The sequence below is a fragment of the Agrobacterium sp. 22-3639C2 genome (assembly GCF_053522105.1).
The window spans coordinates 971,514-996,429 of record NZ_JBNWDB010000001.1; the positions used below are offsets into that span (position 1 = coordinate 971,514).

At 59.0% G+C, this 24,916-nt stretch carries 25 protein-coding genes; 12 read left to right on the forward strand and 13 right to left on the reverse strand.

Annotation, left to right across the window (positions count from 1 at the left end; translation table 11 throughout):
• Positions 1 to 39 precede the first annotated feature (39 nt).
• The 3 genes from ACQZ6D_RS04875 to ACQZ6D_RS04885 form a co-directional block, all read right to left on the reverse strand.
• Positions 40 to 1,452: an FAD-binding oxidoreductase gene (locus ACQZ6D_RS04875; RefSeq protein ID WP_038491558.1), complete on the reverse strand. Its 1,413-nt coding sequence runs from the start codon at positions 1,450 to 1,452 to the stop codon at positions 40 to 42.
• Positions 1,453 to 1,582: 130 nt separating this feature from the next.
• Positions 1,583 to 4,732 carry an efflux RND transporter permease subunit gene (locus tag ACQZ6D_RS04880; protein ID WP_065702366.1) on the reverse strand — a complete coding sequence of 1,050 codons (3,150 nt, stop codon included), beginning with the start codon at positions 4,730 to 4,732 and terminating at the stop codon, positions 1,583 to 1,585.
• Positions 4,729 to 5,895 carry an efflux RND transporter periplasmic adaptor subunit gene (locus ACQZ6D_RS04885; protein WP_065659206.1) on the reverse strand — a complete coding sequence of 389 codons (1,167 nt, stop codon included), beginning with the start codon at positions 5,893 to 5,895 and terminating at the stop codon, positions 4,729 to 4,731. The genes ACQZ6D_RS04880 and ACQZ6D_RS04885 overlap by 4 nt, the downstream gene beginning before the upstream one ends.
• 225 nt (positions 5,896 to 6,120) lie before the next feature.
• Between ACQZ6D_RS04885 and ACQZ6D_RS04890 the strand changes: the two genes are divergently transcribed.
• From ACQZ6D_RS04890 to ACQZ6D_RS04900, 3 genes are all read left to right on the forward strand, one after another.
• Positions 6,121 to 6,531: a carboxymuconolactone decarboxylase family protein gene (locus ACQZ6D_RS04890; protein WP_448729631.1), complete on the forward strand. Its 411-nt coding sequence runs from the start codon at positions 6,121 to 6,123 to the stop codon at positions 6,529 to 6,531.
• A gap of 101 nt (positions 6,532 to 6,632) precedes the next feature.
• Complete coding sequence (locus ACQZ6D_RS04895; RefSeq protein ID WP_065702534.1) at positions 6,633 to 9,107, forward strand: ATP-dependent helicase; 2,475 nt, start codon at positions 6,633 to 6,635, stop codon at positions 9,105 to 9,107.
• Between the two features lie 103 nt (positions 9,108 to 9,210).
• A complete protein-coding gene (locus ACQZ6D_RS04900; RefSeq protein WP_065702365.1) occupies positions 9,211 to 10,023 on the forward strand; it encodes a glycosyltransferase family 25 protein in 813 nt (270 codons plus the stop codon).
• Between the two features lie 163 nt (positions 10,024 to 10,186).
• On the opposite strand, the gene betI is transcribed toward ACQZ6D_RS04900, so the two are convergent.
• Positions 10,187 to 10,783: a choline-binding transcriptional repressor BetI gene (betI, locus tag ACQZ6D_RS04905; RefSeq protein ID WP_065702364.1), complete on the reverse strand. Its 597-nt coding sequence runs from the start codon at positions 10,781 to 10,783 to the stop codon at positions 10,187 to 10,189.
• A 102-nt stretch (positions 10,784 to 10,885) separates the two neighbouring features.
• Between betI and ACQZ6D_RS04910 the strand changes: the two genes are divergently transcribed.
• The 4 genes from ACQZ6D_RS04910 (at position 10,886) to ACQZ6D_RS04925 (ending at position 13,666) form a co-directional block, all read left to right on the forward strand.
• Positions 10,886 to 11,824, forward strand: a complete 939-nt coding sequence (locus tag ACQZ6D_RS04910) for a choline ABC transporter substrate-binding protein (RefSeq protein ID WP_003513158.1) — start codon at positions 10,886 to 10,888, stop codon at positions 11,822 to 11,824.
• Entirely contained in the window at positions 11,821 to 12,651 is an 831-nt protein-coding gene (locus tag ACQZ6D_RS04915; protein ID WP_065702363.1) for an alpha/beta fold hydrolase, read from the forward strand. Before ACQZ6D_RS04910 ends, ACQZ6D_RS04915 begins: the two co-directional genes overlap by 4 nt.
• A gap of 110 nt (positions 12,652 to 12,761) precedes the next feature.
• Positions 12,762 to 13,244, forward strand: a complete 483-nt coding sequence (locus ACQZ6D_RS04920; protein ID WP_065702362.1) for a DMT family transporter — start codon at positions 12,762 to 12,764, stop codon at positions 13,242 to 13,244.
• Positions 13,241 to 13,666 carry a DMT family transporter gene (locus tag ACQZ6D_RS04925; protein WP_003513163.1) on the forward strand — a complete coding sequence of 142 codons (426 nt, stop codon included), beginning with the start codon at positions 13,241 to 13,243 and terminating at the stop codon, positions 13,664 to 13,666. The genes ACQZ6D_RS04920 and ACQZ6D_RS04925 overlap by 4 nt, the downstream gene beginning before the upstream one ends.
• A gap of 52 nt (positions 13,667 to 13,718) precedes the next feature.
• Here the strand turns inward: ACQZ6D_RS04925 and ACQZ6D_RS04930 are convergent, their stop codons facing one another.
• Positions 13,719 to 15,005, reverse strand: coding sequence for a DUF2778 domain-containing protein (locus ACQZ6D_RS04930; RefSeq protein ID WP_013636492.1), 1,287 nt, complete (start codon positions 15,003 to 15,005; stop codon positions 13,719 to 13,721).
• Positions 15,006 to 15,460: 455 nt separating this feature from the next.
• On the opposite strand from ACQZ6D_RS04930, the gene pncA reads away from it, so the two are divergent.
• On the forward strand, positions 15,461 to 16,087 hold the full coding sequence (pncA, locus tag ACQZ6D_RS04935; protein WP_065702361.1) for a bifunctional nicotinamidase/pyrazinamidase: 627 nt from the start codon (positions 15,461 to 15,463) through the stop codon (positions 16,085 to 16,087).
• 7 nt (positions 16,088 to 16,094) lie between these two features.
• Here pncA and ACQZ6D_RS04940 read toward each other — a convergent pair whose 3' ends face one another.
• Positions 16,095 to 16,331, reverse strand: coding sequence for a DUF2164 domain-containing protein (locus tag ACQZ6D_RS04940; protein WP_003513169.1), 237 nt, complete (start codon positions 16,329 to 16,331; stop codon positions 16,095 to 16,097).
• A 181-nt stretch (positions 16,332 to 16,512) separates the two neighbouring features.
• Between ACQZ6D_RS04940 and ACQZ6D_RS04945 the strand changes: the two genes are divergently transcribed.
• Together ACQZ6D_RS04945 and ACQZ6D_RS04950 are read left to right on the forward strand one after the other, a co-directional pair.
• Positions 16,513 to 17,232, forward strand: coding sequence for an AzlC family ABC transporter permease (locus ACQZ6D_RS04945; protein ID WP_065702360.1), 720 nt, complete (start codon positions 16,513 to 16,515; stop codon positions 17,230 to 17,232).
• Positions 17,229 to 17,543, forward strand: coding sequence for an AzlD family protein (locus tag ACQZ6D_RS04950; RefSeq protein ID WP_003513172.1), 315 nt, complete (start codon positions 17,229 to 17,231; stop codon positions 17,541 to 17,543). The genes ACQZ6D_RS04945 and ACQZ6D_RS04950 overlap by 4 nt, the downstream gene beginning before the upstream one ends.
• Here ACQZ6D_RS04950 and ACQZ6D_RS04955 read toward each other — a convergent pair.
• Positions 17,540 to 19,381, reverse strand: a complete 1,842-nt coding sequence (locus ACQZ6D_RS04955; protein WP_065702359.1) for an aminopeptidase P family protein — start codon at positions 19,379 to 19,381, stop codon at positions 17,540 to 17,542. The two genes, ACQZ6D_RS04950 and ACQZ6D_RS04955, sit on opposite strands and share 4 nt — an antisense overlap.
• A gap of 337 nt (positions 19,382 to 19,718) precedes the next feature.
• Here ACQZ6D_RS04955 and ACQZ6D_RS04960 point away from each other — a divergent pair, with 337 nt between their 5' ends.
• On the forward strand, positions 19,719 to 19,892 hold the full coding sequence (locus ACQZ6D_RS04960; RefSeq protein WP_003513176.1) for a hypothetical protein: 174 nt from the start codon (positions 19,719 to 19,721) through the stop codon (positions 19,890 to 19,892).
• Between the two features lie 150 nt (positions 19,893 to 20,042).
• Here the strand turns inward: ACQZ6D_RS04960 and ACQZ6D_RS04965 are convergent, their stop codons facing one another.
• The 3 genes from ACQZ6D_RS04965 to ACQZ6D_RS04975 all read right to left on the reverse strand — a co-directional run bounded on the left by ACQZ6D_RS04965 (position 20,043) and on the right by ACQZ6D_RS04975 (position 22,056).
• Positions 20,043 to 20,921: a 50S ribosomal protein L11 methyltransferase gene (locus tag ACQZ6D_RS04965; RefSeq protein WP_065702358.1), complete on the reverse strand. Its 879-nt coding sequence runs from the start codon at positions 20,919 to 20,921 to the stop codon at positions 20,043 to 20,045.
• 95 nt (positions 20,922 to 21,016) lie between these two features.
• Entirely contained in the window at positions 21,017 to 21,616 is a 600-nt protein-coding gene (gene sco / locus ACQZ6D_RS04970) for a cytochrome oxidase assembly protein Sco (RefSeq protein WP_003513179.1), read from the reverse strand.
• A gap of 143 nt (positions 21,617 to 21,759) precedes the next feature.
• Positions 21,760 to 22,056: a hypothetical protein gene (locus tag ACQZ6D_RS04975; protein ID WP_065702357.1), complete on the reverse strand. Its 297-nt coding sequence runs from the start codon at positions 22,054 to 22,056 to the stop codon at positions 21,760 to 21,762.
• A gap of 85 nt (positions 22,057 to 22,141) precedes the next feature.
• On the opposite strand from ACQZ6D_RS04975, the gene ACQZ6D_RS04980 reads away from it, so the two are divergent.
• On the forward strand, positions 22,142 to 22,609 hold the full coding sequence (locus tag ACQZ6D_RS04980) for a chemotaxis protein CheW (protein ID WP_003513183.1): 468 nt from the start codon (positions 22,142 to 22,144) through the stop codon (positions 22,607 to 22,609).
• 212 nt (positions 22,610 to 22,821) lie between these two features.
• On the opposite strand, the gene ACQZ6D_RS04985 is transcribed toward ACQZ6D_RS04980, so the two are convergent.
• The 3 genes from ACQZ6D_RS04985 to gcvA are packed head-to-tail and all read right to left on the reverse strand — an operon-like array spanning position 22,822 to position 24,914.
• Positions 22,822 to 23,313, reverse strand: coding sequence for a CreA family protein (locus ACQZ6D_RS04985; protein WP_003513184.1), 492 nt, complete (start codon positions 23,311 to 23,313; stop codon positions 22,822 to 22,824).
• Positions 23,314 to 23,359: 46 nt separating this feature from the next.
• Positions 23,360 to 23,968: a 3'-5' exonuclease gene (locus ACQZ6D_RS04990; RefSeq protein WP_013636498.1), complete on the reverse strand. Its 609-nt coding sequence runs from the start codon at positions 23,966 to 23,968 to the stop codon at positions 23,360 to 23,362.
• A gap of 43 nt (positions 23,969 to 24,011) precedes the next feature.
• A complete protein-coding gene (gcvA, locus tag ACQZ6D_RS04995) occupies positions 24,012 to 24,914 on the reverse strand; it encodes a transcriptional regulator GcvA (RefSeq protein ID WP_003513188.1) in 903 nt (300 codons plus the stop codon).
• Positions 24,915 to 24,916: the final 2 nt, after the last annotated feature.

Below are 24,916 nucleotides of genomic sequence, written 5' to 3' on the forward strand. Positions count from 1 at the left end.
CGGCAAGCAGCCTTTTGTACCAATCAATTGTGAGAATGATCAGACAAGACGGAACAGTTTGCCTGGATTGAAGATGTTATCGGGGTCGAGCGACGTTTTGATGGCGCGCATCACATCCAGCGCATTTCCCGCTTCTTCGGCCAGAAAACTCATCTTGCCCTGGCCGATGCCGTGTTCTCCGGTGCAGGTGCCGTCCATGGCGATGGCCCGGCGATTGAGACGCGCAACGAAAGCTTCGGTTTTGGCGACACTTTCGGCATCCTTGCCATCGAACAGGATGAGTACATGGAAATTGCCGTCGCCGGCATGACCGACGATCGGCGCCAGAAAGCCGTTTTCCTTGATATCCCGCTGCGTTTCCACCACGCAGTCCGCCAGCCGCGAAATCGGCACGCAGACATCGGTGGACAAACCGTCGAGATGCGGCGCAAGCGCCCGCGAGGCCCAATAAGCGTCATGCCGGGCCTTCCACAGCTTGTTGCGCTCGGCCGCATCGCTGGTCCAGCGGAAATCGACGCTGCCGCATTCCGCCGCGATCTCTGCAAATTGCTGCGATTGCAGGGCCGCCGTCTCTTCGGTGCCGTGGAACTCCACGAACAGCGTCGGTTTTTCCGCGTAGTTCAGGCCGGAATAGGCATTGCAGGCCCGCACCTGCACTTCATCAAGCAGTTCGATGCGCGCAACCGGAACACCCATCTGGATCGTCATGATAACGGCGTCACAGGCCGCCTGAATACTGTCGAAGGTGCAGACGCCACCGGCGATCTTTTCCGGGATGCCCTGCAACCGCAGCGTAACCGAGGTCAGAACCCCAAGCGTGCCCTCGGCGCCGACGAAAAGCCGCGTCAGATCGTAACCGGCCGACGACTTGCGGGCGCGGCGAGCAGTGCGGATTTCTTCACCATTGGCGACGACGGCGGTAACGGCCAGAACATTGTCCTTCATCGTGCCGTAACGCACGGCATTGGTGCCGGAAGCTCGCGTGGAGGCCATGCCGCCGATAGAGGCATTGGCACCCGGATCGATCGGAAAGAACAGGCCGGTATCACGCAGATAGACGTTAAGGTCCTCGCGCGTCACACCCGGCTCCACCGTCACGTCAAGATCTTCGGCGTTTACCTCAATGATGCGATTCATCCGGCTGAAATCGATGCATATTCCGCCATCAGGCGCATTGACCTGTCCTTCCAGTGAAGAGCCAGTTCCGAAGGGAATGACCGGCACCTTATAGAGCGCGCAGGCTTTCACCACGGCCTTCACGTCATCGGCGCTCTCGGCAAAAACGACACCGTCGGGCGCCTGCAAGGTCAGATAGGTGGTGGTATGGCCATGCTGCTCGCGAAACGCCTGCCCAGTCTGGAGCTTGTCACCCAGCTGCTGCTTCAGCGCTGCAAGCACCGACGCGATGCCTTCCTCATTGCGTTTTCCCGCGACCACATCTTTCAGCGCCATCGTCCATCTCCACCGCAAGATACCGCCGTAACGGACTCGATCCGTTACGAAATTCCGTTGGGTGGTATGGGATAAGGTTAAGGCTTTGTCCAGCATCGCGATTGCGCGGGACACATTTGGCGAGGACCGTTTATTCCGCCGCAAGCAGCTGCTTGTCCTCCTCAAGCGCCTTCCGACGCGCGGCAAGTTCCAGTTCGCGGTGGAGGCGGATTTCCTCATCGGCTTGCGGTTTGGCGAAACGGGCAATCAGCAGGTAGGAAACCGGGGTGATGTAAAGCGTCACCAGCGTCGCAAAACCCAGACCGCCGACGATGACCCAGCCGAGCGCGATGCGTGCTTCAGCCCCTGCTCCCTGCGCCAGCACCAGCGGCACGCCGCCCAAAATGGTCGCGATCATTGTCATCATCACCGGGCGCAGGCGGATGCTGGTGGCTTTTTCGATGGCTTCGCGCACGGTGGCGCCCTGGTCACGCAGATGGTTGGCGAATTCCACGATGAGAATGCCGTTCTTCGCCATCACGCCCACCAGAAGCACAAGCCCGATCTGGCTATAAACGTTGAGGCTGGATCCGGTGACTAGCAACGCGATAACCGCGCAGGCAAGACCGAGCGGCACCGTCGACATGATGATGATCGAACTCAGGACACTTTCGAACTGCGCGGCCAGGACCAGGAAGATGATGGCGATGGCGAAACCGAAGGTCAGCAGCATGCCGCTCGAATTCTCCTCAAGCGTCGCCGCCTCGCCGAGCGGCAGAAGGCGGGCGCCGGGCGGCAGGAGGGATTGTGAGAGTTCGTTCACCTTTTCCAGAGCCTGACCGAGCGAAACGCCGTCCTTGAGATTGGCGGTAAAGCCGACGGAGGGAAGCTGCTGCTCGCGGTTCAGCTGCGGCGCCACCGCATTTTCCTTCAGGGTGGCAATGACCGACATCGGCACGATCTTGCCGTCACCTGTTTTCAGGAAGACGTTTTCGAGATCGGTCGGGTCGTTGATCGGCCGGGTGGAGGACAGCAGCCGGACCGGGATTGCATCCCCATCCACGAAGACGTCGACAACCGAACGTCCTTCCAGCAGCGATTGCATGGCGCGTGACAGGCCGGTGATATCAATGCCGAGATCGGAGGCGCGCTCACGGTCGATGGAGACGGATAGCTGCGCCTGGTTGGGCTCGTTGTCCAAACGCGGCGTTTCGAACAGGCCGCTTTCCTCCATGGAAAGCAGTAGTTTCTGCGTCGCAGCCGTCAGTGCCTGATAATTGCTGCCGACCATTGCCATCTGCAGGCCGTTGCCCGCACCGCGAATGCGCAGGCTGTTCGGCTGCATGGCGTTGCCGCGCAGCGCCGGCACCTTGTTGGCGGCAGCGGTAACATCGGCGGCAATCTGGTTCTGCGTGCGGTCGCGATCAGCCCACGGCGCCAGCGTCAGCACCAGAAAACCGGTGTTGGAGGAACCGTTCATACCGGTGATGGAGTAAATATTGCGGATTTCGCCACTGTCGCGCAGCGGCTGGAGATTTTCCTCGATCCGCTGCAACTGGTCGCGCGTATAGTCGAGGCTGACACCCTGCGGCGCTGTCACACGCATCATCACCGAGGCGCGGTCCTCGCGCGGCGTCAGTTCGTTCTGGATCATGCCGAAGGCAATCCAAGACAGGCCCGAAAAGACGAGCGCAACGATGATGACGATGAGCGGGTTGTTGAGGCAGGCGGAAAGCGTCTTCTCGTAGGTGGAGGCAAAGACATTGCCGAACCACGCCAGCGGTCCCGTGGGTTCCTTCAATCCGTCTTTCAGCATCCGCGAAGCGAGCATCGGACAAAGCGTCAGGGCCACGATGGAGGAAAGACCGACAGCGAAGGCGAGAACGAAACCGAATTCACGGAAAAGGCCACCCAGCTGGCCCGGCAGGAAGGAGAGCGGAATGAACACTGCGGCAAGTGTCGCCGTCGTCGCAATCACCGCGAAGAACACTTCCTGCGTGCCGAGAACAGCGGCAGCGCGCGGCCCCATGCCCTCCGCACGGCGGCGCACGATATTTTCCAGCACCACGATCGCATCATCGACCACCAGACCCGTCGCCAGAACGATGGCGAGCAGCGTAAGGATGTTAATCGAGAATCCGACCATGTAGATGGCGATGATCGTGCCGATCAAAGCCACCGGCATGGTGATCGCCGGAATGAGGGTTGCCCGCCAGTCACGCAGGAACAGGTAGAGCACCACAACCACGATCAGCGCGGAAAGACCAAGCGCCAGTTCCACCTCGTGCAACGCGCCTTCGATGAAGACGGCGTCGTCACTGGTCACCACGATGCGCGTACCCTGCGGCAGGTTGACCGACATGGCCTCGACGGCAGCCTTCACGCCGGTGGAGATATTCAGCGTATTGGACTGCGCCTGCCGGATGACGCCGAGACCCACGCCCTGCACACCATTGGACCGCAGCGAGGTGGATTCGTCATCCGCACCCAGCATCACGGTTGCCACATCGCGCAGGCGGATATTGTCCTTGATCAGAAGGTTGGAAAAATCCTCAGGCTTCGTGAGGCTCGCGGTCGCGCGCACGACGATGTCCTGCGTCGAACTTTTCAGCGATCCCGCCGGCACATCAAGCGCGGCACTGGCCAGCGCGGTCGAAATATCCGTCACCGTCAGACCACGGCTGGCAAGTGCGGCCTGATTGAGATCGACGCGGAAGACTTTTTCCTGATCGCCGTAAAGCTCCACATCCGCCACGCCGTCGACGGCGGCAAGGCGGTCGATGACCTCGTCATCCACCAGCTTGGTCAGATCTTCCATGCTGAGCGTGGACGAAGTGACGGCAAGACGCATGATCGGCTGGCTGTCGGAATCCGCCTTGATGATCTGCGGCTCGTCAGCATCATCAGGCAACTGGTTGGTTACGCGGCCAATGGCATCGCGCACATCGTTTGCGGCAACGGCCATATCGACATTGTCGCCGAATTCCATCGTTACGCGGCTGGTGCCGAATTGCGAATTGGAGGAGATGGTTTTGACGCCGCTGACGCGCGCAACAGCTCCCTCGATGGTCTGCGTCACTTCCTGATCGATGGTTTCGGGCGCCGCACCTTCATAGGTCGTCCTGACGCTGATGGACGGCCGGTCCACATCCGGCAACTCGCGCACCTCAACGCCAACCAGCGCGGCAAGGCCGGCAACCACAAGCAACGTATTGAGAACCGCTGCCAGAATGGGCCGGCGAACGAACAGTGCGGTGAAGGCGAGCTTGGAATCCTGACCCGAAGGCGACTGAGTCGTCATTGGCTGGCAACCTCCTCGGGCTTCGGCTGGCTTGCGACACGGACGGCACCACCCTCCCGCACCCGCTGCAATCCTTCGGTCACGACCTGATCGCCTTCCGCCAGTTCCGCTTTCACGAGAACGGCATCGGGGTTACGCTGCACGATCTGCACCCGCACCTTGGCCGATTTATTGTCGGTCACGCGCCAGACATAGGAACCTTCGGCATCCCACTGCACGGCCAGCGGATCGACGGATGCATAGGTCTCTCCGGCAAAACGCATGGTAACACCGAAGGACATACCGGCCCGAAGCTCATCCTTGTCGTTAGCAAACCGTGCCCGGATGCGGATGGTACGGCTTGCGGCGTCGACACGGTTGTCGACGGCCTCGACCTCACCCTTGAACGTCTCGCCGGGGCGTGAAATCGAGGTGGCCTCTACAGGCATTCCGACGGTAATTGCAGTTACGAACCGTTCCGGCGCCCAGAAATTGACCAGAATTTGAGAACGGTCATCAATGCCGACGATCGTAGATTGCGTGGTGACATTGTCGCCGATATTGGCGGCCACGATCCCGACAACACCCTCAATCGGTGCGACGATGTCGCGGCGCCTGAGGTTCAGCTCGGCGGTGCTCAGTGCAAGCTTGGCGGCTTCCTCGGCAATCTGCGCATCCAGCACATCAAGGCGGGATACGGATTTCAGGTTACTGTAGGAACTCGATTTTTCGACGGCGCTGCGTAGCGCAACCTGCGCCTTGTCCCGCTCGATCACCTGCTCCTCGTCATCGAGCCGCGCGAGCACCTGCCCCTTTACGACGCGGGCGCCGGATGAAATGCGGATTTCCGAAAGCGTGCCTGATGTCTGCGGCATGACGACGACCGACTGGATGGCCTCGCCACTGCCGATGGCGTTCAGCCTGTCATTGACCGTGCCCTGCTTGACCGGGGCCATCGCCACCAGGGTCGCATTGCCATCGCGGCGTGCGGCGCCGGCATTTTGGCCGGATGACGAACCAGGTGTTCTGGCACCGGATGCGGCAACCTCGACCGCGCCAACAGGTGTTTTGCCGATGCCGATACCCGCGAGCAGATTCCGCGCTTCGGGTGAATAAAACCCCCAAAGACAGAGTCCTGCTCCCGCCACAGCAAGACAGACACCCACCTGTTTCCACACCCGCATACAATTCTCCGATTATCCGCACAGCATAAACCCGCCCCGAAAAGAGCTTTTCGGAACGGTAGAAGTATTCCCGCATGCCTTAACGAAGGCAACGCACAAATCCGTTCCTTACATAATTGTAATTTGTGATGAATTATCGTCGAAAGCGCACTGACGGCCATTTCTGTCGCAAACATTCGCCAATCCGGTAATCTGCAGCTGAAATAGCCATGACCGGAGGAATGCATGAGCACCGTAACGAAAGCCGAAAATCCTGAAGCCAACCCGCGCGTCAAGGCTGTGTTCGACGATATCCGCACAACGCGGAAATCGGATTTCATCAACAATATGTGGATCTACCTCGCCTTCGACCCCGATCTTCTGGAAAAGACCTGGGCCGAGGTCAAGGCGGTGATGGCCACACCTTCAGCGCTCGATCCGCTGGTGAAGGAAATGCTTTATATCGCCGTTTCCGTCACCAATGGCTGCTCCTACTGCGCCCACTCTCATACCGCGGCTGCAAAAGCCAAGGGCATGACGGGCGAACAGCATGCCGATCTCATGCGCGTCATCGCCCTTGCCGCCAAGACCAACCAACTGGCCGTGGCGCTGCAATTGCCGGTGGACACGGCTTTTGATGCCGACAGGCGGGCCTGAGACGAAAAAACGTCTTGGAATAGGCGTTTTGACGGATGATACCGGAATAAAAGCAGAACACGGTTCTAGCCTTTATATCCCGAATCACTACATTGGGCCGCATGAGCAACAGTTTTGACGATATGCCGTTCTTCGACGAAGAACCTGAGGTGCCGCGCAAGGCGACGAACAATGCCGATGCAGGCAACGCCGGCGGGCTTGGCATTGCCGCGCGCGCCATGGCGGCACGCGATCAGGCCCGGCCCACGCCCGACTATCTTTCCGGCCTCAACCCGGAGCAGCGCGAAGCCGTGGAGACACTGGACGGCGCGGTTCTGGTGCTTGCGGGCGCCGGCACCGGCAAGACCCGCGTTCTCACCACCCGCATCGCCCATATTCTGGCGACCGGACGCGCCTATCCCAGCCAGATTCTGGCCGTGACCTTCACCAACAAGGCCGCCCGCGAGATGAAGGAACGTATTGGCGTTCTGGTTGGCGGCGCGGTTGAGGGCATGCCCTGGCTCGGCACTTTCCACTCCATCGGTGTAAAGCTCTTGCGTCGCCATGCCGAACTCATCGGCCTGAAGTCTGATTTCACCATTCTCGACACCGACGATGTGGTGCGGCTGATCAAACAGCTTATCCAGGCCGAAGGTCTTGATGACAAGCGCTGGCCGGCCAAACAATTCGCCGGCATGATTGACGGCTGGAAGAACAAGGGGCTGACGCCGCCGGATATTCCCGAAGGCGATTCCCGCGCCTTTGCCAATGGCAAGGGCCGCGAACTTTACACGGCCTATCAGAACCGGCTGAAAACGCTGAACGCCTGCGATTTCGGCGATCTTCTGCTGCACCCCATCAGCATCTTCCGCCGCAATCCCGATATTCTGAAGGAGTACCACCAGAAATTCCGCTACATTCTGGTGGACGAGTATCAGGACACCAATACGGCGCAATATATGTGGCTCAGGCTTCTTGCCCAGCGCCCCAAAGGCGAGCCGCAAAACGTCTGCTGCGTCGGCGACGATGACCAGTCGATCTATGGCTGGCGCGGCGCCGAAGTGGACAACATCCTGCGCTTCGACAAGGATTTTCCCGGTGCCAAGGTCATCAAGCTGGAGCGCAACTACCGCTCCACCGAGCATATTCTGGGCGCCGCCGGCCATCTGATCGCCCATAATGAAGGGCGTCTCGGCAAGACCCTGTTCACCGAGCGCAGCAGCCCCGACGATGAGAAGGTCGTGGTGCATGCGGCCTGGGATTCCGAAGAGGAAGCCCGCGCCGTCGGTGAAGAAATCGAGCAGCTTCAGCGCAAGAACCATAAGCTGAACGACATGGCCATTCTCGTTCGCGCCTCCTTCCAGATGCGCGAGTTCGAAGACCGTTTCGTCACGCTTGGCCTCAATTACCGCGTGATCGGCGGTCCGCGCTTCTACGAGCGTCTCGAAATCCGCGATGCCATGGCCTATTTCCGCCTTGTCTGCCAGCCGGCCGACGATCTGGCCTTCGAGCGAATCGTCAACACCCCCAAGCGCGGCCTGGGCGACACGACCATCCGCAATCTGCATGATTACGCCCGCGCCCGCGACATTCCGATGCTGGCGGCAGCGACCGACATCATCGAGACCGACGAGCTGAAACCGAAGGCGCGCAAGGCGCTGTTCGACGTGGTGCAGGATTTCCGCCGCTGGCAGGGGCTTCTGGAAAACACCGAACACACCACGCTTGCCGAGCAGATCCTTGACGAAAGCGGCTATACGGCCATGTGGCAGGCCGACAAGACGGCGGAAGCGCCCGGCCGACTGGAAAACCTGAAGGAACTCATTCGCTCGATGGAGGCCTTCGAAAGCCTGCGCGGTTTCCTCGAGCATGTCGCGCTCGTCATGGATGCCGAGCAGAACGAAAATCTCGATGCCGTCTCCATCATGACGCTGCATTCCGCCAAGGGGCTGGAATTCGACACCGTCTTCCTTCCCGGTTGGGAAGAAGGTCTGTTCCCGCACCAGCGGGCGCTGGACGAAGGCGGCCGCTCCGGTCTGGAGGAAGAACGTCGTCTAGCCTACGTCGGCATCACCCGCGCCAAGAAGCTATGCCATATCTGGTTCGTATCGAACCGGCGTATCCATGGTCTGTGGCAATCCACCCTGCCCTCGCGTTTTCTCGATGAACTGCCGCCAGCGCACGTGGATGTCGCGGCATCCGACAGCAATTACGGTGGTTACGGCGGACGCGGCGGTTATGGCCAGTCCCGTTTCGACAAGGCGGAGCCCTTCGCTAACAACTACTCCACCCCCGGCTGGAAACGTGCCCAGGCCAACAAGTCCGACGCGACCCGCGATAACTGGGGCACACGCTCCGGCCATGCGGTCGAGCGGATTGGTTATGGCGAAAGCGGGCCCCGCGCCCGCACGATCGACGGCGAACTGGTGGCCAAATCGGTTGCCGACACACCGTCGAAATTCGTGGTCGGAGACCGCGTTTTCCATATCAAATTCGGCAATGGCAACATCTCCGCCATCGAGGGTAACAAACTGACCATCGATTTTGACCGCGCCGGACAAAAGCGTGTGCTGGATGGATTTGTGGAAAAGGTTTGATTCGACAACTATGAGTGTGCGAATGCAGTTTTTTCCATAGCCCCCGTCACGCCGTTGCAATAAAGGAGTTGCAACAGGGTGCAGAAACCGGGCGAGGACTGCTTTGCATATTTTACCGAAAAGCGGGCGCAAGCTTGCCGTTTTCCTGATCAATATGGACAGCGCCACCAAGCGCCTCGAGGACATGAACGCACGCCTCGACGCCATCGGGCTGAAGGCAGAGCGGGTCCCAGGCGTCAATGGCCGTGAACTGAATTATCCTATCCCGGAATTCAGCGAGCTTTCCTACATGCTCATGCATGGCCGCCGCACCTCGCCACCGGAAATCGGCTGCTATCTCAGCCATGTCGCCTGTGCCAACAGGTTCATGGGCAGCGATGCCGATATCGCGCTCATTCTTGAAGACGATGTCATCTTCGAAAAGGATTTCCTGGAAGCAATCGACGAGGCGATAGTTAATGGAAGCGACTGGGATCTGCTTCGGCTGACCACGGTCAGCAACGGTCGCAAGTTTCCGTTCCGCAAGCTCGTTGGCGGGCGCTCACTCGCAATTGCGTTGACGCGGGAAAAGGGTTCGGGCGCATATCTCGTCAACCGCCGCGCCGGGAAATGGATCTCGAAGCTGATCCCCATGCGGCTTGCCTACGATATTGCCTTCGACCTGGAATATCTCGCTGGCCTGAGGGCAGCCTTCATTTACCCACTCTGCGCCACGCAGGATGCGGACGGGGAAAGCCAGATCCAGAACAATCTGCGGATATACCGTCTGCCCGGTTGGCGCTACTTCAGCGTGCTGCCCTACCGCACTTTTCTGGAAACCAGCCGTTTCCTCATGCGCAGCCTCCGGTTTGCCGTTGCCAAGCTGACCGTTGCGCTGGAGCGCGGCAAGGGCAAGACCGTTCCCACCGGCAATTGACTGCGCTGGCCTACACTTCGCCGGGCGTGAACCCAACCAGATAGACCGCCGCGATCACAGCTGCGAGAGTGAAAATCGAAATGACGAAAATCGTCATCCGGTTCAAGGGTTTGCGCGTCGTTTTCTTCATGGTGGAATAATGCGAAGCGCGCGTACTGGTTCCCTACGGATTGTCAGCTTTTGCCCGCGGTAACCTGTGAGACAGGTAATCCCGCATCTGCTCCATTGCCTCCTCGCGCGTCAAACCGCCGGACTGCAATCCTGAGCGCAACCAGAGGCCGTCGATAAGCGAAGTGATCCCGAGCGCGACAGTTGCGCAGTCTTGCCTCGGCACGAGATGCACCAAAGCCGACAAAAGATTGGAGCGCATCCGCGCATGGATCACCTTCTGAATCCTGGCGAGCTGCGGCTCGCGCGGAACCTCGGCGCAAAGCGACAGCCAGGCGTGGCAGATCGAGGGCTGAAAGAAGCTCTCGTCGAAATTCGCCTCGATAATCGCATCGAGTCGTTCACGCGGACTGACCGCCCGATTGAGGCGCGCCACCACGGCCTCCTTCAGCTTCACATTGGCTTCGCGCATCGCGTGCTCGAACAGTTCCTGCTTGTTGGCGAAATAATGCAGCACGATGCCTTTTGAGGCGCCTGCCTGCGCCGCCACCCTTTCAAGCGTGGCACCCGCCATTCCCTCACGTTGAAGGACTTCGAATGCAGCCCGCCTCAGCTCCGCCCGGCGAATATCGCTTATCTTGGTCAGTCGCATCTTTGTCTCCTTGCATGAGCAATATTGACAAATTTTCCGTGAAGATCAATTATTGTCCCACCGGTCAATTTAATGACCCAATAGACAAAAAAAGGTGGAACAATGAAAAAATGGGCAGGTGTTTTTTCGGCCGCGATGGTTTTGACGACCGTCGGCACTTCCGCGCTCGCATCGGATGCTGAAACTTGCAAGGTTGTGCGACTGGCCGAGCCCGGCTGGAACGATCTTGCTTTCACCACCGGCATCGCCATGTCGCTGTTGAAATCACTGGGATATGAGCCGCAAAGCCAGCTTCTTGGGATCGACGTCATCTACACGAGCCTGAAGAGCAAGGATCTCGACGTCTTTCTGGGCTATTGGAACCCGGCAATGGTGAACTACTACAAGCCCTACAAGGAAGACGGATCGGTCGAAAAAGTCCGAACCAATCTGGTGGGCGCCAAATACACTTTCGCGGTTCCGACTTACGTCTGGGATGCCGGCGTCAGGGATTTCTCCGACCTGCAAAAATTCGCGGACAAGTTCGACAGCAAGCTCTACGGCATCGAACCGGGCTCCAACCAGTTGATGCTGGATGCCGTCAACGATCCGGCACTGGGACTGCACAATTGGGAAGTGGTCGAGTCCAGCGAACAGGGCATGCTTTCGCAGGTAACCCGTTTCGCCCGCAACAAGTCCTTCATTGTTTTCCAGGGGTGGGCGCCGCACCCGATGAACAGCAAATTCGACATCAAGTACCTGACGGGCGGCGATAAATTTTACGGGCCCGACTTCGGCGCTGCAACAGTCGATACGCAGGTACGCAAAGGCTACCTACAGGAATGCCCGAATGTGGCGAAGCTGCTCGACAATCTAGCATTCGACGTGGAGTACGAAAACAAGGGCATGGACTATATCATGAACGGTGGAATGTCCCCGGAAGACGCGGCAAGGCAGGCGATCAAGGATGAGCCGCAAAGACTGGACGCCTGGCTGAAGGGCGTATCGACGTTCGACGGGCAGGATGGTCTCACTGCCGTGAAGGCGGGGATCGGCCTGTGACGGCAATATTGCAGGATGATTGGGAGAAGCGGAAGCAATATGTAGAATTGCCCCGCGGTCGCCAGCTGGCTTTCATCGACACCGGCGGTCCGGGCCCAGTCCTGCTGATGCTGCATGGTTTTTCGGACACCAGCCGCAGCTTCTCCATGCTTGAGCCTTTTTTCAGCGAATACAGGCTCATCGTCCCTGACCTGCCCGGACACGGTGTTTCCTCGGCGGGACAGAGCCTGCATGTCGCTGATTTCGCCGAAACGGTCGATCGGTTTCTAACGCTCCTGGGTATTTCACGGCTGTTTCTGCTCGGCCACTCCATGGGTGCGATGACCACTATCGAACTTGCCGCCCGGCGAGGCGACACGATCCGGGCTCTTGCCCTCATCTCGGCAACGCTTGAGCCGGATTTTGGCGCGGAAAGCCAGTTGACCAGAGATATTCTCGCACTTCGGGACCCGATCGGACCCAATAGCGGCTTTCTGCGCGGCTGGTATTCGTGCAGTCAGCCAGTCGACGATGATTTTTTGTCGAAAATGAAACAGGATGCCGCCAACATGCCGGCTGCCATCTGGCATGGCGTCGTTGAGCGCTTTGCGGATACAAACCTGCATCACAGCGCGTCCAGAATAAAAAAACCGGTACTGTGCCTCGCCGGTTTCGAAGACCCCCTTTTCGGCGCGTCGCATCGTCGAAAATTGGCCGCCGCCTTTCCCGAGGCTCAAACCGTTACGCTCGATGGGCATGGCCACAATCCGCATTGGGAAAACCCGAAGGGCGTATCCACGCTGATCGCCGATTTTTTCGCGGATGTGATGACCGACTGCGCTAGGTAAGGGAGTGGAGTGCGCTGGTTGCACATGTTTCTGGAAACAACTGACAAATCGATTTCGATTCAGGTGCCGATGTTGTAACGCTTCGCTGAATAATCATATTTTGGCTGGCCATGACAGAAACGACCCATCCCCGCCTGAACCCTTTGCACCTTGCCGCCGCCTTCGCAAGCGGCTGTCTTCTGACATTGATGGTGCATTTCAACGGCCAGCTTGCGCACTACGGTAACGCACTTTTCTCCTCCTGGACTGCACACGGCACCGGCACGGTGGCGGCGCTGATCTATCTCGCGATCATGCGCCCGAAGACGGAGGCGGGTTCGCTGAACAAACCGAAGGCGCCGCTCTGGGCCTATTGCGGTGGGGTGATTGGTGCGGCCATCGTCATCCTCACCTCCACCGCCGTCAATTCGCCGCTTGCCCTCTCCGGCACCATCGCGCTCGGGTTGGGCGGACAGGTGATCTTCAGCCTTCTGGCCGATTTCTTCGGCCTGTTTGGCCTGCCCAAACGGCGGCCGGATTTGCGTGACATGGCGGCGGTGGCACTGATTCTCTGTGGCAGCGCACTTATTATCCTTGTCGGGAGAACGGCATGATCGTCTGGATAGCCATGGCGTTTACCGGCGGCGTCTTTGTGGCACTAAGCCGTCAGGTCAACGGTCGCCTCAGCCTGTCGAACTCACCGCTGATCGCCTCGTTCTGGAACCATATCGTCGGTTTCGGGGTATTGACCGTCATCGGCCTCATCGTCGGCGGCCTCATTCCGCCGGGCGCGGCCGACGCGCCGTGGCTTGCCTTTATCGGTGGCCCCATCGGTGTTGTCTTCATCGCTTCGGGAAGCTGGCTCATCCCCCGCATCGGCGCGGTCAATACCGCACTTCTCGTCATCAGCGGCCAGATGGTCTCAAGCGTCGTGCTCGACTTTTTCAGCGATCAGCCGCCGAAACTCTGGGCGAGCGCACTCGGCATTCTGCTGATTCTCGCCGGCATGGTGCTGACCCAGCGACGCGGCCGCTAGGGCATTTCTCCGGTAAAAATGTGCAGCGGTTTTACGTCCGGGAAAGCGTAAATCAGGTATCGCTGTCGCGTGAGAACATGCTGAGCAGGGTCTTGCCGCCACTCTTGCCACCGCTGCTTGCGAGCGTCGGGCGACCACCATTCAGCTTCGGCACCACGACCATGCGTTTGACTTCGCCACGTTTGAAGGCCGCAAGGAACCGGGAGTAATCGCGGAACACAACGCAGCCATTCGATTCACCACGTTTCGCCAGCATGTAGGTGTGGGCGAGAAGACCGTCGCGGCCATGCGGATTGACGCCATTTTCCGGCGTCAGACGGATTGCTTCGACGCCATGGAACCGCGCCTCGCGCATCGTCAGACGATAGCTGGAGGGCGGCGTCGAGCCGCGCATTCTCACATGAACATAGTCCGGGTTGTCGCGCATCTTGCCGATGCCAGAATGTGCCTCGAGCTTCTCGCCGTTCGGCATATGAACCAGGCCGGAGGAAATATCGTAGATCGCCGTGCCGTTGCCGCGATCCGGCCACGGAACCGCATCCATCTTGCTCGGCTCGCGCACCGGATTATCAGGTTTTGCAAAGGCGAGCATGCCGGCCGTGCCCTGCCGCGGCTGCTGGGGTGCACGCGCAGGCACCGGCGCATCGAAAGCAGGTGCGGAAGCAACGGCTGCCGGGTGTTCATCGGTCTTCGCTAGAACGGCGGGGCGGGGTGATGGCTCCACCGTTTCGGCAGCCGCAACCTCGGGCCGGAAGCTTGGCAAAGGGACGTCGTCCGGAAGAAGGCTGCTCGCCTCTTCCTCGATCTGCGGGCGCCCTAATGCCACTTCAAATGCCGGATGTTGCGATGCGGCGCTCTGATAGGCGACTTCTGTGGTGCGTCCAAGCGCCGAATCGACGATGGCGGAGGGCCGCAGCGCTGCAAGTTCCTTGACTGTCGCCTGCCCCTTCGCGTTCGCAGCCGCGCCAAAACGCTCGCGGAACTCTTTCTCGCCGATTTCGGGCATGATGCCGGCAAGGCGAACCGCCTTCTGCGGGCCATGGCTGTGGTCGCTCAGACGGGAAAATTTGCGGACGTGGATATCGCGTGCGGCTGCGCCGGAAATCGCAGCCTCGCCAGACTCCAGCCTCGCTACCAGCGTCTTCTCAAATTGCCCGACACCATGCGATGCGGCCGCCATCGTGTGAAGCGAGGCGAAGGCAGCGAAGGCGAACAGACCGGCAAAGGCACCACCGCCAAGCAGAGCGGACATTCGGCCAAGAGAAAAGGATTTGCCTCTCTTGAGGCAAGACGAACCGGCAAGACCGGCGCCATTATAAGCCGCAGCAGAATACGCCATGATACTCGTTACTCGAACCGTTCACGCACACCCGGGCAAAGCCGGAGGGATTTTGGGGCATCCGAACAGCGGGTGGACACCCGGCCGATTTCGGAACTGACTGGTTCGAAGCATGACGAATTATGGTAACCAAAGTGTTTACGAGTCCCTGCAAAAATAATTCGTTAAGGTCTGCGCATTATCGGGCGAAGGCAAAACAATGACTTGCGCGGGCTGGGCATGCATCTGCATCGCCTTTTCCCGGAAAATGCCCCGCAGGGCGTCATCGGCCTTTAAAGTTTACGTCGCCGCATCGTCAGGTAAATTCCGACTTTGCCGGAAATTTGCTGTAAATGCGGCAGGACTGCGACGGAGCAAATCTATGCCATCAGCCGTCAAGCACATACAAAGCTGGTAAGGGCACTTGATCCGTTGCTGCCGGCTTGGCATCCTGCCGGAAATAAGGGAGGCAAATCATGAAGGCGCTGCTGCTCATCGATATCCAGAACGGCTTTTGTCCGGGCGGTAATCTGGCTGTCGCCGATGGCGACCGGATCGTGCCCGTCGCCAATGCCCTGATCGACAATGGCGGTTACGATCTGATCGTCGCCTCGCAGGATTGGCACCCGGAAAATCACGGCAGCTTTGCCTCGCAGCATGTCGGCAAGAAGCCGTTCGATATGGGTGAACTCTCCGGCAAACCGCAGATGATGTGGCCGGACCATTGCGTGCAGGGCACGCCGGATGCGGAATTCCATCCCGACCTCAAGACGGAGGCTTTCGACTATATCCAGCAGAAAGGCGAAAATCCCGCCGTCGACAGCTATTCCGCCTTTCGCGACAACGATCAGGGGGCAACGACAGGTCTTGCCGATTATCTGACGCGCCAAGGCGTAACCCAGATCGACATATGCGGGCTCGCCACCGATTATTGCGTCAGTTTCTCGGTGCTCGATGCCCTCGACATGCTGCCTGGCGTCAAGGTTCGTTTCATCGAGGACGCCAGCCGCGGCATCGATCCCCAAGGTATACAGGCGTCGATTGCGGCCATGCGGGAAAAAGGCGCGACCATCCTCAAAAGCCGCGACATTTTGCGCGACTGAGGGCCGGTCATCGCAGCCTCGGCTTCTCCAGCACGTCGATATCGCCTGCCGCATCCTCCAGACGCCGCAGGATCGCGGCATGCGCATCCTTGAGCCCCTGATTGTAGAAGACATATCCGACTTCTTCGGCCAGAAAGTCGACGAAGATTTCCGCCTGCAGCAAGCCGATCTCGGTTTCGGTCTCCCGGGCCAGATACTCCCGAACACGCGCGGCCAGCACTGCCCTATCCTGCTTCTCCAGCATTGATCCTCCATTATTCAATCGTTTGGGCGGGGAGCAAAAACCGGGTGAGGCCTTCCGTCCGACGTCGCGTATCGGCGTTACCGTAACGGAAGCTTCAAGGGAATCAATCGATCCATTCATGCAATTTGTTTGCCAGCCGGCCGGGACGGCGATAGAGCGGCGGGCAAGGAGTTCCTGAACAATGTCCAATGCAGATTTCCGCGAAGGCCTCAAAAGCGGCTTTCCGATCGCCCTTTCCGCCGCTCCCTTTGGCGCGCTGTTCGGCGCGGTCGCGGTCGATAACGGGCTGAGCGTCGCCGAAGCGACGATCATGAGCGGCACCGTCTATGCCGGTGCCAGCCAGCTGGTCGGCATCGAATTATTCGGCCAGAAGGTTGCCCCCTGGCTGATCGTTCTATCGGTCTTTGCCGTCAATTTTCGCCATATTCTCTATTCGGCCGCCATTGCCAGAATGATAACCAACTGGACTTTCCTGCAAAAGGCCATCGGGTTCTTCGTGCTGGTGGATCCACAATTCGCCGAGTCGGTCAGGAAATACGAAAACACCGGCGTGGTCGGTTTCGCCTGGTACATGGGCTTCGCCACGCCGATCTATATTCTGTGGCTGGTGATGACCATTGTCGGCGCATCGCTCGGCAATCTCGTCGGCGACCCGAAAGCCATCGGCCTTGATGTGCTGTTGCCGATCTATTTCATGGGCATGGTTTTGAGCTTCCGCCAGCGGGAGAATTTTTACCCGGTGATGCTGGCAAGCGCTCTTGGCGCAACCGTTGCCTATCACATCGTCGGCTCGCCCTGGCATGTCAGCCTCGGCGCGCTTGCCGGCATTTTCGTCGCAGTCGTCTATCCGCCGAAACCAACCGGCGAGGCCAATTCTGAAAGCAAGGTGGAAACGCCATGAGCGATCTGCTGCACGCCGACACGCTGATCCTGATCGCGCTCGCCACCGTCGCCACCTATCTTACCCGCATCGGCGGTTATGTTCTGATGACGCGGATGAAATCCATCCCGCCGCGCATGGAGGCGGGATTGAACGCCGTTCCCGTGGCGGTTTTGACGACCCTTGTCGCACCCGCCTTTTTTGAAGGCGGATACGAGGTGAAGATCGCCATGGTGGCCGCTCTTCTGGTCTGCCTGCGTTTCCCCGGCCTGACGATGCTGGCCATTGGCTGGGCCATCGTCGTCGCCATCAGGCACTTTTCTATCCTTTAAGCGTTCCGCGCCAGAGGCTGCGTGGCCGCAACAAGCCACACCTTCACCTCTTCATCCGCGATCAAAGGCGAGAGCTTTTCCAGAACGCCGACGTGATAGGCATTCAGCCAGTCCAGTTCGTCGTCGGTCAAAAGTGCCGTGATGACCAGCCTGCGATCGATAGGGCACCAGGTCAGGGTCTCAAAGGACAACATCGGCTGATCGCCGCCCGCGACTTCCGCCGCCTCGCGCACATAGATCAGGTTTTCGATGCGGATGCCAAAAGCGCCGGGGCGGTAATAACCGGGCTCATTCGACAGAATCATGCCCGGCAGAAGTTCCTGCGTCGAAAGCCGAGAGATACGCTGCGGCCCCTCATGCACCGAAAGATAGGAGCCGACGCCGTGGCCGGTGCCATGAGCATAATCCGCACCGGCCTTCCACAGCGCGATACGTGCCAGGGGATCGAGATCGCAACCGCGCGTTCCCTTGGGAAACCGTGCGTCGCTGATGGCGATCACGCCCTTCAGCACCAGCGTGAAGAAACGCCGCTGATCTTCCGGGACATTGCCGATTGCCACGGTGCGGGTGATGTCAGTGGTGCCGTTGACATATTGCGCGCCGGAATCGACGAGGAACATCTCACCATCGCCAAGTGTCCGGTCCGTATCGGTGGTGACGCGATAATGGATGATGGCGGCATGTTCGCCCGCGCCCGAAATCGTATCGAAAGACACGTCCTTCAGAGGATTCTGGAGAGACTGCCCCACCTTGGCGCGCGCAGCCTCCAGCGCCTTCACGGCCGCAATTTCGGTAACGCTGCCCGGTTGCTGACGATCCAACCAGCACAGATATTCAACCATAGCCGCGCCGTCCTGCACATGTGCCGCTGCCGAGCCGGCAAGCTCCGCCGCGTTCTTGCACGCGCGCGGCAAGCGGACGGGATCGGCCTCCTCGATCAAGGTGCCACCCGCCGCCGTAATCGCCCCTGTCAGCGCCACAGGCGTCAGATCGGCGTCCACCATGACGCGGCCCTTGGCGCTGGCAATGGCGTGCAGACGATCGGCGATATTCGATGGCGGCAATTGCGTCGCCAGCTGTGCCAGATAGGCCTCGGCCTCGATACCGGTCTTGCGTTTGTCGAGAAAAATATCAGCCTTGCCATCCGCATAGATGATGGCGCGGGCAAGCGGATGCGGCGTGTGCGGCACATCGTTGCCGCGAATATTGAAAATCCAGGCAATGGAAGACGGATCTGTCACCAGCAGTGCATCGGCTCCCTTTGCCGACACCGTCTCTGCCAGCGAGGCGATCTTTTCCTTCGCCAGCTTGCCGGTGAAGGCTTCCGGCTGAATGACGACAGGCTCCAGCGGTTCTGACGGGCGGTCGTGCCACAGCGCATCGAGTGGGTTGTTTTCGAGCAGGACGACGGAACCGCCCTTCCCCGCAAGCGCCTTTTCCAACCGCTTCAATTCAGCGCCGGTATGCAGCCACGGATCGATCCCGAGCCGAAAGCCCGTAGCCCCGTGCTCCGACAACCAGACGGAAGGCGGGGCACCGACCAAATCACCACCGCTGAACACCGATTGATCGACCTGCGACTTCAACTGCGTGGTATAGCGACCATCGACAAACACCACCGCCTCTGCGCGCGTTACCAGCGCAATGCCGGCAGAGCCGGTAAATCCGGTCAGCCATGAGAGACGCTCAGATGATTCAGGTACATATTCGCCCTGATATTCATCGGCACGCGGCACCAGGAAACCATCGATACCAAGGGCGTCGAAACTGGCACGCAGCGCCTCGACGCGGGCCTTGCCGAATTGCGGCGCGGATTTGTTTTCGAAGGTCTGGAACATGGGCATCTTTCGGGAACTGTCATGAGGAAAGCGGTCGGTAACGCCGTCAAATCATTGGCGCGCAACGACAATGCCATGCCGACAAACCCGGTTTCAAGCCATATGTGCCATCAACCATTACGACAGGCGCGCGCGCTGCCATTTACCCCAAAGGCCGAGAAAAGACGCCGCTAAATTGAGCAATTTCCCTTAAATAAGTAATATTGAAAAGCCGCAGACATGCGAAAAACGCATATCTACCTTGAAGCAAGACCCCTAACCAAACAAAAACACATCGCTTATCTTCAAGCCAACACAGCGAGAGACACACTCTCCTGGCAAACAAGGATTTGAAGCAATGGCAAAATCTTTCCTCCGCACCGCTTTCGATCGCGTCATTGAAGCACGCGAGCGTCAGGTCAGCCGTCATGTCAACGCAGCCCTGCTCAACCTCGACGACAAGTCGCTCGAAGCGCTCGGCATGAACCGCGCCGAACTTCGCCGCACCGCAAAGTCCAGCTACGTATTCTGATCACTTCGGGCGCGGCGATCCTCCCTCCACCGCGCAGGAACAGGAATACGTCGACCCGCTTGAGCGATTCTCCTCCAATATGCTCGCGGGTTTTCAGGCGGCGCGAAAGCGCCGCCTTTTCTTTGTCCGGTAACGGATGCTGCTACAGCGTCAGTCCTTGCGCAGATGCAGCGTGACCCAGCCATTGCGCCAGATGGTGCGGACTTGGGAGAGCCGCGCGCCATTATAGGCCGCAAGCACCTTCCAGCGCTGCGATGCGAGAATTCCCGACAGGATGACGGTGCCGCCGGGCGCCAGATGCGTGACAAGCTGCGGCGCCATCTTGATGAGCGGCCGCGCCAGAATATTGGCGATGATGAGATCGAACGGGCCGTATTTGCGGAAAGCGTCGGAGTGGAAACCCGGAGCGGTTTCAAGCGCCAGCCCGGAGACGATGCCGTTCAGCCGCACATTCTCTCTGGCCACGCGCACCGCGATAGGATCAATGTCCGTTGCGAGTACCGGAATATGGCGCATCTTGCGCACGGCGATTGCCAATACACCGCTGCCGGTGCCGAGATCGAGCGCATTGCGCACGGTCCGCGCCCGCAGAACATCCTCGATCATCTCAAGGCAGCCCGCTGTCGTGCCATGATGGCCGGTGCCGAAAGCCTGACCGGCCTCGATCTCGATGGCCAGATCGTTGGGCTTGATCTTATCGCGATCATGCGCGCCGTGAACGATGAAGCGCCCTGCCCGTACCGGTTTTAGCCCCTCGAGCGATTTGGCGATCCAGTCGATGTCGGGAACGATCTCCTTTTCGATGGCGAGGCCGGGAAAGGCGGGAGCCAGCAAGGTGTCGATGCGCTCGCGGAATTCGTCTTCCTGCTCGGCCATCAGGTAAACCGAAGCTTCCCAGATGTCGCGTTTCTCATCCACCTCGGTGGTGGCGATCGCGACATCCTCCTCGCCGAAATAGTCCGACATGAGATCGAGGATTTCACCGGCCTTGATTTCGGTTGTGGTGACGTAAAGTCGGATTTCGCTCACGGCAGGCTGCTTTCTCTAGCTAAGGTTCTTAAGGCTTGCCTTTGCCACAAAACCTCCGCCAGTCCAATAAGCCAGGCACAATTATGCCGTCTCGTTCAGCCCTTCAGCAGATTCTGGAGCTTCTGCTCGGCAACATCCGGGTTCTCGCCATAGGCGATGGTGCCGGAAAAACGACCATTGGCGTCAAGCAGGATGACGGAAGCCGTGTGATCCATGGTGTAGTCACCATTCGGATCCTTGTCATCGACCGGCACCTTCTTGGCATAGATGCGATAGCCTTTCAGCGTTTCGGCAATCTTGTCGGCCGGACCGGTGATGCCGGTGATCCGCTTCGAGACGTTGGAGACATATTGCTGCATGAGTTCAGGCGTATCGCGCTCGGGGTCTACGGATACGAAATAGGCCTGCAGCTTGTCGCCGGCTGGGTCAACCTTCTCCATCCAGCCGTTCAGCTCGAACAACGTCGTTGGGCAGACTTCCGGGCAATGGGTGAAACCGAAAAAGAGCGCCGTGGGCTTGCCCTGAAACGCCTTTTCGGTGATCGGCTGACCGTTCTGCGCCGTGAGTTCGAACGGCACGCCATAGGCCGTTTCCACCATTTCCTCACGGGTCTTCGTCATTTCGAGCGTCAACCAGCTGACGACACCGACAAGAACGACCACCACGGCCCACAATACGATGCGAATATTTCTCATTGTCCTAATCCTACCCCCGAAGGCCGGCCGCATGACGTGGGCCTCCATCGTCTGATAACGAACAGCGGTGGCGACGGCAAATCAACTGGGCGTATTTGCCTAAACCGCGCTGATTTGTCACAAAGCCGGGACGGGACGGCAGATTACAGACACCAGGCGATGCCGCTTTGCACGGCGGAGAGGAAAATATCCGTGCCGTGTCGCACCCAGCCATCGAAGGCAAGAAGCACGACGGCAAGCGAGGCCGCTACCGCAAGGCTTGCAAGAATAAACTTCAGCGGATTGGCAACGAGTGTATTCATGCGTCTGTTATAACCTGTTTGCACCAGCAGGAAAACCGCCAAAATACTGGGTTTTGCGAGCGCGGCACCGCCAATTGTTAGGGAAAGTTTAAAATCTTGCTGTGCAATATGGCCATAGCGGTTTTTAAGTTCCGACATGATGTCTCCCGGTCCACTCCGGCCACCGCATAAAGCTCAATCATGCATGGGCCTGCCTAAGAGCCGCCAGAGGAAACCTGCCGTCATGTCCAACGCCATCAAGCAATCCGGCGCATATCTCGAAATCGTTTCCTTCCATCTCGGCGGTCAGGAATTCTGCATTGACATCATGGCGATCCGCGAAATCCGCGGCTGGGCGCCGGTTACCCCGATGCCGCACACGCCACCTTATGTTCTCGGCCTCATCAACCTGCGCGGCGCCGTCATCCCCGTCATCGACATGGCAGGCCGCCTCGGCATGAAAATGACCGAACCCTCCGAGCGCTCCGCCATCATCGTCACCGATATCGGCGGCAAGCTGGTCGGACTTCTGGTGGAACAGGTCTCCGACATGATGACCATCCGCTCCGAAGACCTGCAGCCCGCGCCCGACATCATTCCCGAAGAACAGCGCAACTTCTGCCGCGGCATCGTGGCGCTGGAAAAGAGCATGGTGTGCTTCCTCAACCTCGACACCGTGATTGCCGACGAGCTGGCGCGCGAAGCGGCTTAATAGAGCCGGTGGGGTTTTGATAATATAACGCGCAGGTTCCACAGCTTGCCCTGAGGGGCACGGCAGGGTCGGAAACCTCTCCTCCGTCATGCTCGGGCCTGTCCCGAGCATCTACAACCTGTCGATTTTACGATACGTGATTGAATCCTCGGGACGGCCCGAGGATGACGTCGCGGGTGAATTATGGTGTCAGCAGTACCAAGGGCAAAGCCTCAAGGCTTGCCCTTTTCCCACGTCACCTGTTGGTTATAGAGAGGCACCGTCGAAATCGCCATCTTGGCCGAGCCATCCTTCAGCTCGCGCGCATGGACCAGATAGATCAGCGTGTCATTCGCCTTGTCGTAAACGCGACTGACGACCAGCTTCTTCCACACCAGCGACATGCCCTGCCGGAACACCTCTTCGCCGCCCTTCGACAGATCGATATCACCGATTTCGACCGGACCCGTCTGGCTGCACGAAATGGCGTTGTTGGAAGGGTCCTCAAACCAATTGCCATTCTTCAGCCGGTCGATAACGCCACGATCGAAATAAGTGACATGGCAGGTCACGCCCTTGATCTTGGGATCGGCAATAGCCTCGATGACGATATCGTTGCCGATCCAATCGACACCGACCTTACCGACGACCTCCGAATGCGCAACCGTCACCGGAAACAACACCAGAAAGCCTGCAAATAAACCCGAGAGCGTTTTCATCGTCATCGCATGTTCTCCGTTATGCTACTTCAAACATAAGTGCCGGGAACGGTTACGCAACCCGCGAGACAACACGTTTTTTCATGCTGCACGGCTGATAGCCCGTGGAAGTGAGACGGCCGGCAACCATGCCGATCTTTTCCGGCAGGTCGCGGATATGGTCAACGCGCAACGCCCTGGCCGCCGCAATCGATGCCGCAGCGCAGACGACAGCATCTTCGGCGGCGTTATGGTGCACGAAACGCAGCTGGAGGTGATGGGCAATCACATTCAGCTTGTGCGACGCCAGCTGCGGCCAGACATGGCGGGCAATCTTGACGCTGCACAGATAGGAAAGATCAGGATAGGACTGCCGGTATTTGTCGAAGGATGCCCGCATGACGCTGAAATCGAAGGCGGCATTGTGGGCAATCATCGTGGCGCCGTGGAAATCGTCGATGAATTCTTCCATCACATCAGGGAATTCCGGCGCATCCTCTACATCGGCAGGGCGAATACCGTGCACGGCAATATTGAAGGGCGAGAACCGCATGTCCTTCGGCCGGATGAGCCGTTCCTCGACGCGAACGATCTCACCGTCTTCTATCCACGCAAGCCCGATGGAGCAGGCGCTACCCCGTTCCTCATTGGCGGTCTCGAAATCGATGGCGATGGTTTTCAAGAGTGATTCCCGTTGTTTCATTCCGGCATAGACCGGATTGGCGTCAAAGAGAACCGGCTTCGGTAGACCCCGCTTCCGCAAGCATCCAGTCAAGCAACCTCACAAGATCGGGATTATCAAGCATGCGCCGCGGATAAACCAGGAAATAGGCAAGCGTGCTGGCAATGTCCGTGCCGAAGGGAGCTATCAGCGCTCCCTCGGCAAGTTCGCGGGAAACAAGCGAGCGTCGCGTCAGCGCAACACCATGCCCGGCCTTGGCCGCGTCCAGCGCGCCGTTGCTGTCGATGAACACGGTGCCCCCGGAAGCATCGACCTCTGTAGCCCCCGCCGTTTCCAGCCAGCGCCGCCACTCGTTGCGGTTTTCATCGTGCAGAAGCGGCACGCATTTCAGATCACCGGCCACCCGAAGCGGGCCATATTTTTCAAAAAGTTGTGGTGAGCAGACCGGCAAGGTGCTGTCGTCTATGAATCGGATGCTTTCCAGCCCTTCATAGCGACCAAAACCGTGACGCACGGCCAGATCGACATCGTCCCTTGAGAAATCCACCAGCCGGTTCGTCACGCTGATACGAACATCGACTTGCGGATGTTGTTGCTGAAAGCCGGGCAATCTCGGCATCAGCCATTGCACCGCAAAAGTTGGCGTGCAGCTTAACGTCAAGACCGTAATCTCTGATCGCGCCGTCAGTTCCGCCGTCGCCTCGCGCATCATCCGGAATGCGGTGCGAAGGGAACCGTAATACCGCTCCCCTTCCCTCGTCAGCTGGATGCTGCGCGGCTTGCGGACAAACAGCTGCACGCCAAGGCGGGCTTCCAGCTCCCGGATTTGCAGGCTGACCGCGCCGGGGGTGACGTTCAACTCGTTGGAGGCAAGCGTGACACTGCGGTAGCGCGCCGCAGCCTCAAAGGCCTGCAATCCTTTCAAGGAAGGGAGTTCTGCAACCATGG

Excerpts from the sequence above, each read along its gene's own strand:
- ACQZ6D_RS04980 (WP_003513183.1), top strand. The coding sequence starts at position 22,142 with ATGTCCAACGCCATCAAGCAATCCGGCGCATATCTCGAAATCGTTTCC.
- ACQZ6D_RS04945 (WP_065702360.1), top strand. The coding sequence starts at position 16,513 with ATGTCCAATGCAGATTTCCGCGAAGGCCTCAAAAGCGGCTTTCCGATC.
- ACQZ6D_RS04940 (WP_003513169.1), bottom strand. The coding sequence starts at position 16,331 with ATGCTGGAGAAGCAGGATAGGGCAGTGCTGGCCGCGCGTGTTCGGGAG.
- gcvA (WP_003513188.1), bottom strand. The coding sequence starts at position 24,914 with ATGGTTGCAGAACTCCCTTCCTTGAAAGGATTGCAGGCCTTTGAGGCT.
- ACQZ6D_RS04930 (WP_013636492.1), bottom strand. The coding sequence starts at position 15,005 with ATGGCGTATTCTGCTGCGGCTTATAATGGCGCCGGTCTTGCCGGTTCG.
- ACQZ6D_RS04955 (WP_065702359.1), bottom strand. The coding sequence starts at position 19,381 with ATGTTCCAGACCTTCGAAAACAAATCCGCGCCGCAATTCGGCAAGGCC.
- ACQZ6D_RS04975 (WP_065702357.1), bottom strand. The coding sequence starts at position 22,056 with ATGTCGGAACTTAAAAACCGCTATGGCCATATTGCACAGCAAGATTTT.
- ACQZ6D_RS04985 (WP_003513184.1), bottom strand. The coding sequence starts at position 23,313 with ATGACGATGAAAACGCTCTCGGGTTTATTTGCAGGCTTTCTGGTGTTG.
- ACQZ6D_RS04890 (WP_448729631.1), top strand. The coding sequence starts at position 6,121 with ATGAGCACCGTAACGAAAGCCGAAAATCCTGAAGCCAACCCGCGCGTC.
- ACQZ6D_RS04950 (WP_003513172.1), top strand. The coding sequence starts at position 17,229 with ATGAGCGATCTGCTGCACGCCGACACGCTGATCCTGATCGCGCTCGCC.
- ACQZ6D_RS04895 (WP_065702534.1), top strand. The coding sequence starts at position 6,633 with ATGAGCAACAGTTTTGACGATATGCCGTTCTTCGACGAAGAACCTGAG.
- betI (WP_065702364.1), bottom strand. The coding sequence starts at position 10,783 with ATGCGACTGACCAAGATAAGCGATATTCGCCGGGCGGAGCTGAGGCGG.
- ACQZ6D_RS04875 (WP_038491558.1), bottom strand. The coding sequence starts at position 1,452 with ATGGCGCTGAAAGATGTGGTCGCGGGAAAACGCAATGAGGAAGGCATC.
- ACQZ6D_RS04885 (WP_065659206.1), bottom strand. The coding sequence starts at position 5,895 with ATGCGGGTGTGGAAACAGGTGGGTGTCTGTCTTGCTGTGGCGGGAGCA.
- ACQZ6D_RS04925 (WP_003513163.1), top strand. The coding sequence starts at position 13,241 with ATGATCGTCTGGATAGCCATGGCGTTTACCGGCGGCGTCTTTGTGGCA.
- ACQZ6D_RS04960 (WP_003513176.1), top strand. The coding sequence starts at position 19,719 with ATGGCAAAATCTTTCCTCCGCACCGCTTTCGATCGCGTCATTGAAGCA.
- sco (WP_003513179.1), bottom strand. The coding sequence starts at position 21,616 with ATGAGAAATATTCGCATCGTATTGTGGGCCGTGGTGGTCGTTCTTGTC.
- ACQZ6D_RS04920 (WP_065702362.1), top strand. The coding sequence starts at position 12,762 with ATGACAGAAACGACCCATCCCCGCCTGAACCCTTTGCACCTTGCCGCC.
- ACQZ6D_RS04880 (WP_065702366.1), bottom strand. The coding sequence starts at position 4,732 with ATGACGACTCAGTCGCCTTCGGGTCAGGATTCCAAGCTCGCCTTCACC.
- pncA (WP_065702361.1), top strand. The coding sequence starts at position 15,461 with ATGAAGGCGCTGCTGCTCATCGATATCCAGAACGGCTTTTGTCCGGGC.
- ACQZ6D_RS04910 (WP_003513158.1), top strand. The coding sequence starts at position 10,886 with ATGAAAAAATGGGCAGGTGTTTTTTCGGCCGCGATGGTTTTGACGACC.